13 protein-coding genes are annotated in these 14320 nt (G+C 71.1%); 6 read left to right on the plus strand and 7 right to left on the minus strand.

The features are described from left to right. Window positions 1-786, minus strand: a 786-nt coding sequence (locus ACXAHD_RS27150) for an adenylate/guanylate cyclase domain-containing protein (protein WP_475054122.1), incomplete at its 3' end; no start/stop codon positions are given. Window positions 787-953: 167 nt separating this feature from the next. On the opposite strand from ACXAHD_RS27150, the gene ACXAHD_RS27155 reads away from it, so the two are divergent. The 3 genes from ACXAHD_RS27155 to ACXAHD_RS27165 all read left to right on the plus strand — a co-directional run bounded on the left by ACXAHD_RS27155 (window position 954) and on the right by ACXAHD_RS27165 (window position 6221). After that, window positions 954-4049 carry a helix-turn-helix transcriptional regulator gene (locus ACXAHD_RS27155; protein ID WP_281552704.1) on the plus strand — a complete coding sequence of 1032 codons (3096 nt, stop codon included), beginning with the start codon at window positions 954-956 and terminating at the stop codon, window positions 4047-4049. A gap of 236 nt (window positions 4050-4285) precedes the next feature. After that, the gene (locus tag ACXAHD_RS27160; protein WP_475054125.1) at window positions 4286-5050 is read left to right on the plus strand and encodes a DUF5995 family protein; all 765 of its coding nucleotides are present in this window, start codon (window positions 4286-4288) and stop codon (window positions 5048-5050) included. A 274-nt stretch (window positions 5051-5324) separates the two neighbouring features. Then, the gene (locus ACXAHD_RS27165) at window positions 5325-6221 is read left to right on the plus strand and encodes an NAD(P)H-binding protein (RefSeq protein ID WP_281552706.1); all 897 of its coding nucleotides are present in this window, start codon (window positions 5325-5327) and stop codon (window positions 6219-6221) included. Here the strand turns inward: ACXAHD_RS27165 and ACXAHD_RS27170 are convergent. Genes ACXAHD_RS27170 through ACXAHD_RS27180 form a run of 3 tightly spaced genes read right to left on the minus strand, consistent with a single transcriptional unit; the run spans window position 6210 to window position 8728 of the window. Further along, on the minus strand, window positions 6210-7076 hold the full coding sequence (locus ACXAHD_RS27170) for a DNA adenine methylase (protein ID WP_289211945.1): 867 nt from the start codon (window positions 7074-7076) through the stop codon (window positions 6210-6212). The two genes, ACXAHD_RS27165 and ACXAHD_RS27170, sit on opposite strands and share 12 nt — an antisense overlap. Then, the gene (locus tag ACXAHD_RS27175) at window positions 7024-7506 is read right to left on the minus strand and encodes an NUDIX domain-containing protein (RefSeq protein ID WP_281552708.1); all 483 of its coding nucleotides are present in this window, start codon (window positions 7504-7506) and stop codon (window positions 7024-7026) included. Before ACXAHD_RS27175 ends, ACXAHD_RS27170 begins: the two co-directional genes overlap by 53 nt. Continuing rightward, complete coding sequence (locus tag ACXAHD_RS27180) at window positions 7499-8728, minus strand: nucleotide disphospho-sugar-binding domain-containing protein (RefSeq protein WP_475054129.1); 1230 nt, start codon at window positions 8726-8728, stop codon at window positions 7499-7501. Before ACXAHD_RS27180 ends, ACXAHD_RS27175 begins: the two co-directional genes overlap by 8 nt. 82 nt (window positions 8729-8810) lie before the next feature. Between ACXAHD_RS27180 and ACXAHD_RS27185 the strand changes: the two genes are divergently transcribed. Beyond that, window positions 8811-9767, plus strand: a complete 957-nt coding sequence (locus tag ACXAHD_RS27185) for a 50S ribosomal protein L11 methyltransferase (RefSeq protein WP_289211947.1) — start codon at window positions 8811-8813, stop codon at window positions 9765-9767. Here the strand turns inward: ACXAHD_RS27185 and ACXAHD_RS27190 are convergent. From ACXAHD_RS27190 to ACXAHD_RS27200, 3 genes are all read right to left on the minus strand, one after another. Then, window positions 9749-10921 carry a 4-hydroxybenzoate 3-monooxygenase gene (locus ACXAHD_RS27190; protein WP_289211948.1) on the minus strand — a complete coding sequence of 391 codons (1173 nt, stop codon included), beginning with the start codon at window positions 10919-10921 and terminating at the stop codon, window positions 9749-9751. The two genes, ACXAHD_RS27185 and ACXAHD_RS27190, sit on opposite strands and share 19 nt — an antisense overlap. Next, on the minus strand, window positions 10921-12051 hold the full coding sequence (locus tag ACXAHD_RS27195) for a hypothetical protein (protein ID WP_475054132.1): 1131 nt from the start codon (window positions 12049-12051) through the stop codon (window positions 10921-10923). Before ACXAHD_RS27195 ends, ACXAHD_RS27190 begins: the two co-directional genes overlap by 1 nt. Before the next feature lie 247 nt (window positions 12052-12298). Further along, complete coding sequence (locus ACXAHD_RS27200; protein WP_281552713.1) at window positions 12299-12559, minus strand: hypothetical protein; 261 nt, start codon at window positions 12557-12559, stop codon at window positions 12299-12301. A 332-nt stretch (window positions 12560-12891) separates the two neighbouring features. Between ACXAHD_RS27200 and ACXAHD_RS27205 the strand changes: the two genes are divergently transcribed. Next, window positions 12892-13131 (plus strand): DUF397 domain-containing protein, encoded by a 240-nt coding sequence (locus ACXAHD_RS27205; RefSeq protein ID WP_278172180.1) that lies wholly within the window; start codon window positions 12892-12894, stop codon window positions 13129-13131. 248 nt (window positions 13132-13379) lie between these two features. Next, window positions 13380-14207, plus strand: coding sequence for a helix-turn-helix domain-containing protein (locus tag ACXAHD_RS27210; RefSeq protein ID WP_289213677.1), 828 nt, complete (start codon window positions 13380-13382; stop codon window positions 14205-14207). Window positions 14208-14320 lie beyond the last annotated feature (113 nt).

Raw genomic sequence — 14320 nt, forward strand, 5'->3', positions numbered from 1 at the left:
TGGTTTTTGCTCCTCCCCTCCTGTTCCTCCCTCCCTTCCTTTCCCCCCCCCCCCCCCCCCCCCCCCCCCCAACCCCGGCAGCGGCCGCCACACCTGTACCGGCTGGCTCCGGCCGGTGATCGGCATCGGTGGTTGTTGGTGGAACCTGAGCCTCGTGCCGGCGGCCCGATAGGTCTCCGCGGCCACGGCGACATCGCCCGGGGCGGCATGCGCCTGCAGCCGAGCGGCTACGTTGATCACGTCGCCGGTGAGGAATCCGACTCCGCCGTCGACTGCACCCGCGGTGTCGATGGCCGCCGCTCCGGTGGCCACTCCGACCCGGATCCGTATCCGCGCATTGTCGGGAAAGTCGGTACGGCGGACCGCGTCGGCGAGTTCGAGAGCGGCCCGCACCGCCGGGTACGCGCCGCCATCGCCATGATCGTCGTCGTTGCCGGCGATGCCGAAGACCGCCATCACCGCGTCTCCGATGTACTTCTCCACCACTCCATCCCACCGTCGAATCACCGTCCGCACCGCGTGGAAGTAGCGCAGCTGCACGTCGCGGACCTCCTCCGGAGTAAGCCGACTGGACAGGGCGGTGAAGCCGACCATGTCGACGAAGAGCACGCTGACCGTGCGGCGGCGGGTCCGGGCGGCTGGAACGGACCAGCCGGACGGCGGTTTCCGTCGCGCTCCGCAGTTGGCACAGTAACGGTGGGTCGACCTTACAGATGTACGGCAGATCGGGCCGGCTGCGTGGGTCGGGCCGGTGGGGCGGCGGTAGTTGCGGCGGAGCGTCCTCATGATCGCCTCCTGCGCGGTGGTGGTGGTGCTTCAGTCCGCTCCCGGGGTGGACCTGATCCGGTCCGTGTGGACCGACCTACGGGACGGACGGCTGAAACGGTCGCAGCCCAGCGCAGCCCTAGGATCTGTAGAACGACGTATGTCAGATACTCCCACCCTTTATGTCGGTGATCGGATTGACACAGTCACGCGATGGCAGGTCGCTGGCCCCCAGCTCCGACGAGGTTCCCTTCGTCGGGCGGCAGGCTCAGCTGCAGGTGTTGCACGAGTCGCTACGTAGGGTCGAGCGGGGGAACACGGCTGCTGTCTTCGTCATGGGCGAGAGCGGCATCGGTAAGTCGCGGCTGCTGAGCGCGGCCAGCGACCGGCTCCGTACTGCCGGTGCCCTGGTGCTCTCCGGGGCATGTCTGGACATTGGGGACTCATCGCCGCTGCACCCACTTCGGCAGGCTCTGCGGCGTTATCAGCCGGCGGCCGGCCGGGCTGGCGTTCTGTCCGGCGCCGCGGCCAACGAGTTGATCTCGGTGCTGGACGGCGAGGCCCGGCACCCCGACGGAGCCGGTGACCTGCTGGAACGGCTCACCCGTGGACTCGGCGCGGTCGCCGCCGGACGGACCCTGGTGCTGGTCATGGACGATCTGCAGTGGGCCGACCTGACCACCCGGCATCTGCTGCTGTACCTCCTCGCCGGGCTGGGGGACGTCCGGCTGCTGCTGCTCGGCGCCGCGCGGACCGAGACGCTGCGGGGCGACGATCCGATCCGCCGCATGCTGCTGGAGTTACGCCGGTCCCGGTCGCGTTCCGGGGCGGTCCACGTGTTGGATCTGGAGCCCCTGGACCGGACGGAAACCGCCCAACTCGTCGCGGAGCTGCTCGGCGGCGACCCGGAGCCGGACCTGGCCGAGTCGGTGTGGCGGCGCAGCGGTGGGGTGCCGTTCGTCGCCGAGGAGCTGGCCCGGGACGCCCGGGACGGCCGGGACGGCCTGTCGGAGACCCTGAGCGAGATCACCCTGGCCCACGTCGACGCCCTGCCGGCCGACGCCCAGCTCGTGTCACATGCGGTCGCCGCCGGCGTGGAGCCGGTCGCTCACGACCTGCTGGCCCGGGTCGCCCAGCTCGGCGAGGACCGGCTGCTGCAGGCGGTACGCGAGGCGGTCGGCCAGCGGGTGCTGTTGTCCGAGCCGGACGGGTACCGGTTCCGCTACCCGCTGATCCGGGAGGTCCTGGAGCCGCGGCTGCTGCCGGGCGAGCGGGTCCGGTGGCACCGGCGGTACGCCGAGGCGCTCGCCGCCGGCCCCACCGGTGACCTGCAGCACGCCCGGTTGGCGTACCACTGGCGGGAGGCCGGCGAGACCACCCGGGCGTTGCCGGCCGTGGTCGCCGCCGCCGAGGAGGCGGAGCGGCTGTACGGTTTCGCCGAGGCGTTCGAGCACTGGGCCAGCGCGGTCGACCTGGCCAACCAGGTCCCGCCGGCCTGGCTGGTCGAGTTCGACGCGACCACGCTGGGTCGACGCGCGGCGGAGGCGGCGCACCGCAGCGGCGAGCATGAGCGCGCGCTGACCCTGCTGGAGCAGTTGGCCACCAACCTGTTCGGCCCGCCGCCGTCCTGGCTGTACACCCTGCGGGCACGGTATCTGACAGCGGTCGGCCAGCTGGCCGAGGCGGAGCGCGAGTACGACCGGACGCTGGCCGCGGCCGACGCCACCTCCGGCGAGCGGGTCGCCGCCGCCGCGCACTCCGCCGACCTGCTGCTGCAACTCTGCCGGTACGCCGACGCTGGCCGGCGGGCCCAGGAGGCGCTGGACCTGGCAGCCGGGGTGCCCGACTGTGCGTCGGCGATGGTGCTGGCCGGGGTGACCCTCGGCTACAGCCAGGCGTACCTCAACGACCCGGCGGCGGGCAAGGAAGCGGTCCGGCAGGCGCGGCGTACCGCCGAACTGTCCGGCGGCCCGGCGGACGTCGCCGTCGCCGACCTGCAACTCGCCGAGCTGCTTAGTGGCCACCTCAACGAGTTGGAGGAGGGTGTCGCGGTCGCCCGCCACGGTGCGGAACGGGCCGAGCGGGTCGGGCTGGCCCGTACCTACGGCACCCGGTTGCTCTCCGCCGCCGCCAACGGGCTGTTCCGGCTCGGCCGGTGGAGCGAGGCCGAGGAGGCGATCACGGCCGCGCTGCGGCACCGGCCGTCCGGGGCCGACGCGGTAGAGCTGCTGCTGGCCCGCTGCCGGATCCATGTGGGGTTCGGCCACCTCGACGGTGCGGAGTCCGACCTGGAGGCGATCGAGACCCTGCTGGCCGCTGGCGGCGGGATGCGGCACATGCTGCCGTTGCTGACGTTGCGCGCCGGGCTGGCCATGTGGCGTGGCCGGCATGCCGAGGCGCGGGAGGCGGTACAGCAGGGCATCGACCTGGCCGAGCGGCACTCAGGTGACGTCTGGTTGCAGGCGCCGCTGGTCTGGCACGGGCTACGGGCCGAGGCGGAGGCCCGGTCCAGCGGGACACCGATCGATCCACAGGCGGTGCAGCGCCTGGTCAAGGTGGTCGGTCGGATGGAGCGCAGCAGCAACACGGAGACCGCGGCGCCGGTACGCGACGCGGTGATCGGCTACCGGGAGCTCTGCGCCGCGGAGATCAGCCGGATCGACGGCGGGTCGGACCCGGTGCTCTGGTCGCGGGCCGCCGAGGTATGGGAGCGGCGGTGCCATCCGTACCCGGCGGCGTACGCCCGGTTGCGCCAGGCCGAGGCGCTGTACGGGATCCGTACCCGTAACGCGGACGCGACCCGGGCACTGCAGGCGGCGTACCGGACCGCCCGGCGGCTCGGTGCCCGTCCGTTCACCGAGGAGATCCAGGCCCTGGCACGCCGCGCCCGGGTGGCGCTGAGCGCGGGTGAGTCGGAACCGATGCCCGAGGTGGACAGCCAGGAACGGGTCACTCTGCGGACCGGTCTGACCAGCCCGCCGACTGTCGGCGAACGGGTGGCCCGGGCGTTGGTCAACGACCGCGCGAAGCGGACCTCGATGGTCGAGCGGGCCGGCCAGGTGCTCGCTCCGGGCGGGCCGGACGAGCTTGCGGTGCTGACTGACCGGGAGCGTCAGGTGCTCGAACTGGTCGCGGAGGGACGGACCAACCGGGCGACGGCCGAGGTGCTGTTCATCAGCGAACGTACGGTCGGTGTGCACGTGTCGAACATTCTCAACAAGCTGCAGGTCAAGACGCGGGTGGAGGCGACCCGGGTGTTCATGCGTAACCAGCCGCGTGCCTGATACCCGACGGTGAACCTGCCAGTCCGGTGCGTAGCGGCCGCCGACCGGTCGGTCCACCCCGACCGGTTGACGTCGCCGCCGGAAAACCGCACACCGGGGCGGCGGGATCGGCCAGTGAGACACCCGTCGTTGCGCCGATACCTGCGGGTTGGCAGCGGCTGCCACTGTAGGGACCGACCGTTTCGGTGACGACCGCCCGCCCGGGGCGAGGGAGCACTGCAGACTGGAGGCGTTCGATGCCAGAACTCCGCTGGGGTCACGTGCATGACCAGATCATCGATGTCCTCAACCACCGGCCGACCGACGTCGCCGGCGTGGTCGAGGATCTGGCGGCGCTGCAGAAGCTGCTCGAGGCAGCCACGCCGTGTGACAGCGACAATCCGGTGGCCGACTTCAACCATCTCTACTGGGTGATCACCAGCACCATCGACGAGCGGCTGCAGGCCGGTGAGTTCGCCGACCCTGACTTCCTCACCCTGCTGGACATCGAGTTCGCGGAGCGGTACTTCGCTGCGCTGCGCTGCTGGGGCAACCGGGGCGACACCCCGGCGGCCTGGGAGGTGCTGTTCAGCCGGCTGCGCGACGAGAGCGTACGGTCGTTGCCGTCGGCCGCCGCCGGGGTGAACGCGCACATCAACTACGACCTGCCGTTCGCCCTGATGAGCACCTGGGCCAAGCTCGGGTCGGGCCCGGACAACGACGAGCAGCACCGCGACTACCTCTACATCAACGAAATCTTCTTCGACCGGATCCCGCAGCTGCGGCGCAGCTACCTGAGTAGCTGGCAGATCTGCCTCGACCGGCTCAACGGGCAGGTCGACGACTGGTACCAGAACCGGTTGGTGGAGTTCACCCGGGACATCGCCTGGCGGGACGCGGCTCGTATGTGGCCGATGCGGGACGACCCGACGGTGCTGGAGAGTGAGCGGTTGCGGATGGACCGGCACACCGCCTTCCTGGGCTGGGCGTTGCTCTCGCCGGTGGGCAGCCTGCTGCAGTGACGCCCGGCCGGGTGTCTGCCGGCTTCGCTGCTGGTGGCATCCGCTGTGGGCAGCCATCGCCAGCGTGCCCCATTTGCCCGTTATGTGGTCTAGGGTGGCTCGTGATGGGCAGCCGCGGGCGAAGACGTCGGCCACCGGGGCGGCCATCGGATCGTCGGTCGGCGGGTCGTCTGCTGTCGGGTTGTCGGTCGGCGGGCAGGGTTCGCTGTGCGGCGCGGGCGCGGACCGGCGAGGGCGATCGTGGGGCCGCCCCGCAGGGACCTAGGAGCTGACAATGATCACTGTCACCGGTGCCGCCGGCCAGCTGGGCCGGTTGGTCGTCGACGAGTTGCTGGACAGCGGACTGCCACCGGCGCAGCTCGTCGCCGTCGTACGGAACCCGGACAAGGCCGACGACCTCGCCGCACGCGGCGTACAGGTCCGGCACGGGGACTACGACCAGCCGCAGACTCTCGGGCCGGCCCTGGCCGGGACCCGCAAGCTGCTGCTGATCAGCGGCAGCGAGGTCGGCCGGCGGATCGACCAGCATCGCAACGCGGTGGCGGCGGCGAAGGCGGCCGGAGTCGACCTGATCGCGTACACCAGCATCCTCAAGGCCGACACCAGCAGCGTCCCGTTGGCCGCCGAACACCTCGCCACCGAACAGCTGATCCGGGACAGCGGCCTGCCGTTCGTGCTGCTGCGCAACGGCTGGTACCTGGAGAACTACACCGGATCGGTGCTGCCGCAGGCGCTCGCCACCGGCAGCGTGCTGGGTGCTGCCGGCTCGGGTCGGGTCGCCGCCGCGACCCGGGCCGACTTCGCCGCCGCAGCCGTCGCGGTGTTGACCGCCCCGGCACCCGCCGGCGCCGCTGCCAACGCCGGCACCGCCGGCACCGTGTACGAGCTTGGCGGCGACGAGCCCTTCACCCTGGCGGAGTTGGCCGCCGAGATCAGCCGGCACAGTGGGCGGGAGATCGGCTACCAGGATCTTCCGGCCGACGTCTACGCCAAGGCGCTGACCGACGCCGGGGTACCGGAGGCGTTCGCCAGCGTGCTGGCCGCCTCCGACGTCGGCATCGCCCGGGGCGACCTGACCACCGACAGCGGCGACCTCGCCCGACTGATCGGCCGGCCCACCACGTCGCTCGGCGAAGCTGTCCGGGCCGCCCTGGCCGGCCTACCGGGCTGATCCGCCACTCGGCAGCTGATAGTTGGTGACGAGCAGATCCCAGCTGCCCCGCTTCGCCGACTGCAGGTTGATGTCCCGGCGGGTCGCCATCCGGGTGATCAGGAAATCCGCGCCGAACAGCTCCCGCACGAACGGCGTGTCGCTGTTGGTCAGGGTCAGCCGGACGCCGCGCCGGCTGGCCCGTACCATCGCGTCCCGCAGCCGCACGTGATCGGCCGGCCCGAACTGCGCCGAGGTGTACCGCCGAAAGTCAGCCCAGCCGCCGAGCGGTACGTACGGTGGATCCAGGTAGACCCAGTCGTCGGCGGCGGCCTCGTCGAGCTGCTCGGCGAAGTCGGCCACCCGTAGGTCAACTCCGGCCAGTGCGTGCGCGGCGTCCAGTAATACCCGCCGGTTGTAGTACGGCCGGTCGTAGGCGCCGTATGGCGCGTTGAACTCGCCCCGTCGGTTGACCCGCCACAGCCCACGGAACGCCGTCTTGTTCAGGTAGATCACCCGGACCGCGCGTTCCAGATCGGAACAGTCTGTCGGCGACCGGCGGCGTACCGCCGCGAAGTGCTCCGGCGTGTTCGGTTGCTCGTCCAGCAGCCGCATCACCGCTTCGGGGTCGCGGGCGACCTCCCGGAAACAGACGATCAACTCAGGGTTGGCGTCACTGAGCACCGCCCGCTGCGGCGCCAGCTCGAAGAAGACCGCTCCGCTGCCGAGGAACGGCTCCCGGTAGCTGCCGGTGAACGGCGGCGCCGCGGCGACGAGGGCGGCGGCGTACCGGGTCTTCCCGCCCGCCCACTTGAGGAACGACCTACCGTCCGCCCTGGTGGTGGAGCGCGCGGACCTGGCGCCGGCCCGGATCATGGAGCGGATCATACGGGGCGGTGACCCGCCAGGCGTAGTGCGGCGAGGCGAGGAATTCGGCGAGCAGGCTCGCCGAGCCGGGAGCGAACGGCCGGCCGTCGCTGATCTGGTCCGGCCGCAGGAACTCCATCGCGGCACCCTCGCCGAGCCGGACGTCGCACTGCCGGGCACGGGTGGAGCCGAAGTAGTAGTGCGCCGTCCGCTGCGGGTTCAGCTGCCGGCGGCAGAACAACCGTAACCCGTGCTCGGGGCGCAACCCGGTCTCCTCGGCGAGTTCGCGTAACGCCGCCTGCTCCGGTGTCTCCCCGGGCTCGCAGTGCCCGCCCGGCACGCACCAGGCGTGCGGATGGCTCGGCGCGTTGCCGTCCCGTAGCTGCAGCAGCACGGAACCCGCCGGATCGACCAGTAGCACCGCGGCGACGTCACCCATCGGTCCAGTGTGCGGCCGAACCGCTGGTGACGGGGGCGAGCGCCGAAAGCTGGTCGGCGTGGCGGTCGATTCCACCCGGATGTGCGAGCCGGGTGGCGATTTCGGCCGGTGCCGGCAGCCTCGACATCAGCTCGGCCGCGTAGGCCACCCCACTGGCCGGACCGGTCTCGGCCAGCAGCTCGGCGAGCAACTGCGGGGTCACCTCCTCGGGTGCGCAGCCCAGGCCGAGCCGGTGCCGTCGAACCAGGTCGGCGTTGCCGAACTGGTCGCCGCCGTGCGGCAGGACCAGTTGCCGTACCCCGGAACAGATCGCGCCCATCATCGTCCCGGAGCCGCCGTGGTGCACCACGGCGGAGCAGCCGGCGAGCACCTGGTGCAGCGGCAGCCAGCCGGCGGGCCGGACGTTGCCCGGCAGCGGCCCGAGCGCCGTCACGTCGGTGTCGGCGCCGAGGGCCAGCACGAACTCCGCGTCGGTCTGCGCGGCGGCGTCGATGGTGCGGCGCAGTCCGGTCAACCCGGCCAGCGCCGGCACCACGGTACCGAGGGTGATCAGCACCCGGGGGCGCGCGGTGGGCAGCCGGAGCCAGTCCGGCAGCGCACCGCCGGCGTTGTACTGCACGTACCGCATCGACCATCCATCGCCGTCGCCGATCATCAGCTCGGTCGGTGCCAGGTGCAGGACCACCCGGTCGGGCAGCTCCAGTGGTACGCCGTTGCGCTCGTACGCCGCCGCCAGGTACGGCAGGAACCGGGCGGCCAGCGCCTCTTCGCGGAACAGGTTGAACCCGTGCTCGACGGCGGGCACCCGCAGTGCACGGGCGGCCAGCAGGCCGGCCGGATGCAGTCGGGAGTGCACCACCAGGTCCGGCCGCCACCAGCGGGCCAACGTCACCGTCCCGTCCGCCATCAGGTCGGAGACCCGTCCGAAGGTCTCCAGCAGCAGCGGGTCGGTACGGCTGCCGGCGGCGGCGATCCGCCGGCCCCGCTCGCGCATCCGGGCGGCAAGTTCATCGGTGGTGCCGGTGCCGGTGCCGAACACGGCGGCGATCGGGGCGCCGGGGGCGACGTCCACCGCCGGCAGACCGGCCTGGGCCGCGCCGGCCAGTCCTTCGGCGGCGGTGCCGACCAGTACGTCGTGGCCGGCGGCCCGCAATGCCCAGGCGAGCGGCACGGTGGGGAAGAGATGCCCGACTCCGGGCGGGCTGGTGAACAGGACGCGCACCGAGAAACCTTCCGGTTGACACTGGGATCGACAATGGATAATTTATCGTGATTCATCCGGTTTCGCGAGAGGGAGTTCATCGATGGCTGGGCCGACGGACATCCCGTTCACTCCGGAGCTGCACCTGCGACTGCTACTGAGCATCGACCGCGGACACAACGTGCAGCGCGCGGTCCGCAGCGCGGTGCGACCCGGTGACCGGGTGCTCGACGCCGGCACCGGCAGCGGACTGCTGGCGCTGGTCGCCGCCGACGCGGGCGCCGCCGAGGTGGTCGCGGTCGACCGGCACCACGTCGGCATGGCCGAGCAGATCGCCCGGCACAACAGGGTCGCCGACCGGATCACCTTCGTCGAGTCCGACCTCGCCGATCTCGACCCGGAGGATCTCGGTGGCCGGTTCGACGTACTCCTGGGCATGATCCACACCAATAACCCGTTGCTGGACGAGGAGCGCTCCCGGCTGGTCGTCGAGCTGCGTCGCCGGTTCGGCACGGCCGACTGTCGGGTGCTGCCCGGCGAGGTACGCTACCTGGCCACCGGCTGCGAGCGGCTGGACTGGGACCTGCCGACCGAGCTGACCGATCTGGCCCAGGCCACCGAGGCGCTGCAGGGGGCGTACGGCTGGGATTTCCAGCCACTGCTGGACGCGGTCCGTGACGGTGTCGCGATGCGTGCCGCCCGTCCGGCCAAGGGGGTTGCCCCGGCCTGGCGGTCGCCAACCCGGTCCGGCGCGCTGCGCTTCCCGCGAAGGGACGTACGGCTGCTCACCGCCGCCGAGGACTGGGTGACGGTGGACTACCAGGCGTCGTCGTTCGACGGGTTCCCCGACCAGGTGCGGCTCACCGCGACCGCCGCCGGGCGACTGACCGGGGTGATCTGGACCCAGCAGCTGCGGTACGCCGGAGTGCCGCTGTGGACCAGCGAGTCGTACAGCCCGCTGGCCGGCCCGTGCCATGTCGGCCCGGGGCAGAAGCTGGTCTTCGGCACCGGTGCGACGTGGCGGGCGACCAACGTCCTCAGTCACCACCACCCGACGTAGTCCTCCAGGAACGCGGCCAGGTAGGCCGGTGAGTCGACCAGCCGGGTCAGCCGCGCCGCCTGCACCCGGTGCAGGAACGCCGCGTCGGCCGTGCCGTACCCGGGGGTGTTGACCAGGTCCATCATCCAGTGCACGAACTCCTGGGCGCGCCAGATGCGGGCCAGCCGGTGCTGCGAGTAGGCGTCCGACCGGCGGTGGTCGCCGGTGGTGAACCGCTCGATCAGCCCCAGTGCCAGCTCCTCCGCGTCGGCCAGGGCCAGGTTGAAGCCCTTGCCACCGACCGGTGGCACGATGTGCGCGGCGTCGCCGGCGAGGAACAGTGACCCGTACCGCATCGGGTCGCAGACCAGGCTGCGCATCCGGACGGTGCCGGTGTCGGTGACCGGCCCGGTGTGCAGCGTCCACGGTTCGTCCAGGGCCAGCCGGATCCGGACCTCCTTCCAGATCCGCTCGTCCGGCCAGTCCGCCCGGGTCTCGTCCCGCCCGCATTGCAGGTAGAACCGGCTCACCGTCGGCGTCCGGCGGACGTGCACGCAAGCCCCGGACTCGTGCAGGGCGTTGATCACGCAGTCGCTGGACGGCGGGGCTTCGGCGAGCACCGACAGCCAGGCGTAGTCGTACTGGTAGTCGGCGCAGCGCAGCGCCCCGGCGGGGACTGCCCGCCGGGCGACGCCGTACTCGCCGTCGCAGCCGGCCACCACGTCGCAGTGCAGCTCGCGGCCGTCGGCGAGCCGGATGCGGGGCTGCCCAGTCAGGTCGTCGATCGCCTCCGCCGCAGTCTCGAACCGCAGGTCACCGCCGTCGGCGAGGTAGGTGTCGACCAGATCGCGGACCAGGAACTGCTGCGGGTAGATGTAGTGGCTGCGGCCGTTGGCCAGCGGCTCGTAGTGGACCGGGTAGCGCCGCCCGCCGAGCCGGAACTCGACCGCGTCCTCGACCGCACCGGTCCGCAGCAGTCCGCCGGCCAGGTCGTGCCGGCGAAGCAGGTCGACCACCCGATCCTCCATGGTGGCGCCCCGGGCGCGGTTGGCGACGTACTCGCGGTCCCGACGCTCCAGCACCACACAGCCCACCCCGGCCCGGCGTAGCAGCACTGCCAGCAGCATCCCGGCCGGTCCGGCGCCGATGACGCCGACCTGGGTACGTTCGTTCATCACCGGTCATCACCGGCCGGCTGGTCGACGTGGCCGTCGGCGTCAGCGCCGGGCGTTTCGTCTCCGTGGCCACCCAGGCCGGTGTCCGGCGTCCCGCCGTCTTCGGGCCCACCGGGTGTCCCGCCTCTGTCGGTTCGGTCCCGGTGGCTGCCGTGCAGCGCGAACAGCCGGGCCCGCATCATCTGCCGTACCACCTGCACCCCCGGAGACGTGCTGCGCCCCGCCGACCGGGCGGCCATCCGGAGGCTGGGCAGCACGTCGCCGCCGAACCGGGCGCAGATCAGTTGGTGCGCCTCGTACGCCTCGACGGTGCCTTCGACGAACTCGTCGAAGGCGCTACCCAACCGGGCCGGGCCGATCTTGGATCGCATCGCGCGGACCTCGGTGAACAGCGCCATGAGGTGGGCGTGGTCGCGGGTCTGCAGTCCACTGAAGCCGGCCCGCACCGCTGGCGGTGCCATCGCCGGACGGATCAGTCGCTCGTAGTCGACCGGCGAGAAGTCCGAGGTGAACCGGAAGGCGGCCGCCGAGCTGCGCATGAACGCCGTGGCGACCCGCAGCGCGGCTCGTGCCTCGGCCTCGTCGCCGTCGGCGCTGGCACCGAGGAAGCAGTTCAGCCCGGTGATCGCCCCCTGCATCAGGGTGAAGAAGAACTGGTGACCGATCAGCCACCGGTCGGCGGCGGCGTCGGAGTCACCCGGGTCCGTCCCGTTCGACTGCGGGTGCGGCGGGCGTTGGACGGGCTTGTCCAGAACGCCGATCGGCTGGTTGCCGACGTCGTGGCCCGCGTACCGGTACAGGCTTTCCAGCCCGAGCCAGAGCTGGGCGACATAGCCGTCGCTGAGCTGCGAAAGCCCATTTTTGTGGACGTTCTCCCGAACCGCCAGATGCGCTATTGCCAAGGCGTGGAGAAACGCTGATTCCGGCCTGTGACGGGTACGGCGGATCTGGAAGTAGCGGTCATGCTCCTGGTAGTCGACGGAGGCCGGGTCGGCCAGGCCGCCCGACATCGCGTTGTCGAGCGGCTCCGGGGCCGAGGTTTGGGGGCCGTCGGCGGTTGCCGCGCGGAGTCGGTGCCGGTTGGTCGGCAGTAACTCCGGATAGGGTAGACACAGTGCGCCATCAGACACAGGGCAGCCCTTCTGGTGGCTTCCGGGCATGGGTACGGTGTCGCAATACCGCGCCGACGGAGTGGCCTATTCACCGCGCCGCCGGTGATCAAGAATTCTTGGAAATTCTCGCGGCTGCTGTGATGGCTGTCAATCCCTGTGTAGTTTTTCGCCTACTGAGTGGTGACTTTGTGCACGTCAGCGGCGCGATATTGAGTCTGGTGACCGGCGGGGTGGTCGTCGGTCCCCTCCGGCTGGCGGGCGACCGTCAACGGTGCACCCGGTCCAGCATCGGGTCGGTCTCGGCCCGTGGCAGCACGTACGGCGCGGTGATGGTGTCCACTCCGGTGCCACGCGAGCCGGTCGGCCGGTAGGTGACGGTCGCCGCGCCGGCCGAGGCGGTCTCGACGATCCCGGCGCACCAGGTGCCGCCGCGGTAGACCCAGACCGGGTCGGACGGCTGGTAGCGGTCGGTCGGGTAGACGTCCCGGGGATCGCGTTGGTTGGGGTTGAGGATGGGAGCCGGCATGCTCATCGCCCTCCTGTCTCGCTGCGCGCGGTGTGTCTCGTGGCTGCTGCCGTCGGATGACTCCGGAGGCAGCTGACCGGCCCGCAAAGTGGTGACTCTGCGTGCATCGTTGTCTACGCCGCCCCTGGTCTTATCGGGGGTGATGTCGTCGAATGTCCGATTATTCATCACGATGGGTAAACCGCCGGATACAAGTTCACGTGCGCTATCATGCTCGCAATACCTTGCAGGCGCAAGAGCAGATGCACGTGCATTTGACCCTTCCGCGACGAGGCGCGGCCGCCCCTGGAGTCCTACGTCTGTTGCGACAATGTCCGATTTGGATTTTATGTATGCATAAGCCGGATAGTGACGTTCCAAGTACCGACCTGCCGACCCTCGCCTGGCGTAAGAGCGGCCGCAGCAACCCCAGCGGGAACTGCGTCGAGCTTGCCCGGCTGCCCGGTGGTAGCGGGATCGCTCTGCGTAACTCCCGCTACCCGGACGGTCCGGCGCTGATCTACACCCGTGCGGAGATCGAGGCGTTCATCCTCGGCGCAAGGGACGGTGACTTCGACGACCTGATTCGCTAGCATCGATCCGGCCGGTGGCCTGCACCGTGGGGCCCGTCTGGACTCTGCTGGTGACGACCGTCCGCACCGCACGGCGGTGTCCACTGGTCGGACCGGTATCGACGGGGCCTTAGGGATCACCCTCAGGTCATGGCATGCTTACTCGCCAAGAGTAGCTGCCATACGACGTGACGGTGTCCGGAGGTCGGTGGGTGACGATGACGGCCCAGCCAGATGGCGGATCGGCGACCGGGCCGACCGTGCTGCGGATGCTGCTCGGCGCGCAGCTGCGGCGGCTCCGGGAGAGCCAGGGAGTGAGCCGGGAGGCGGCCGGCTGGCACATCCGCGCCTCCGAATCGAAGATCAGCCGGATGGAGCTCGGCCGGGTCGGCTTCAAGGAACGCGACGTCATCGACCTGCTCACCCTCTACGGAGTGACCGACTCACGGGAACGCACAGCGCTGCTCGGGCTCGCCCGGCAGGCGAACACGCCCGGCTGGTGGCACCGGTACGGCGACATCCTGCCCAGTTGGTTCCAGTCCTACCTGGGGCTGGAAGCGGCCGCGAAGATGATCCGCAGCTACGAGGTCCAGTTCGTACCCGGCCTGCTGCAGACCCGCGACTACGCCCGCGCGGTGGTCCTACTCGGACACGGACGGGCCCCAGCCGACGAAGTGGAACGCCGGGTCGAGCTGCGGATGGAGCGTCAGGAGCTGCTCCATCGGCCACAGCCACCGAATCTGTGGGCGGTGATCGACGAGGCGGTGCTGCGCCGGCCGATCGGTGGTCCCGCCGTGATGCGCGAGCAGATCAACGCCCTGATCGAGGCGACCAAGCTACCGAACGTACGGCTGCAGGTCGTGCCGTTCGACGCCGGCGGGCACGCCGCCGCCGGCGGAGCCTTCACCATCCTGCGCTTCGCCGACCAGGACCTGCCCGACATCATCTACATCGAGCAACTGACCAGCGCGATCTACCTGGACAAGCGGGAGGACGTCGACCATTACGCCGCCGCGATGGAGCGGCTCTGCGTCGAGGCCGACCCGCCCGCTCGTACCCAGGACCTGCTCCACCAGATCCTGCGCGACCTGGACTGAGCCGACAGACCGACCCGGTGGCGGGGGGGGGGGGGGGGGGGGGGGGGGGGGGGGGGGGGGGGGGGGGGGGGGGGGGGGGGGGGGGGGGGGGGGGGGAGGGGGGGGGGGGGGGG

Source organism: Micromonospora sp. ABR4_055, from assembly GCF_056160425.1.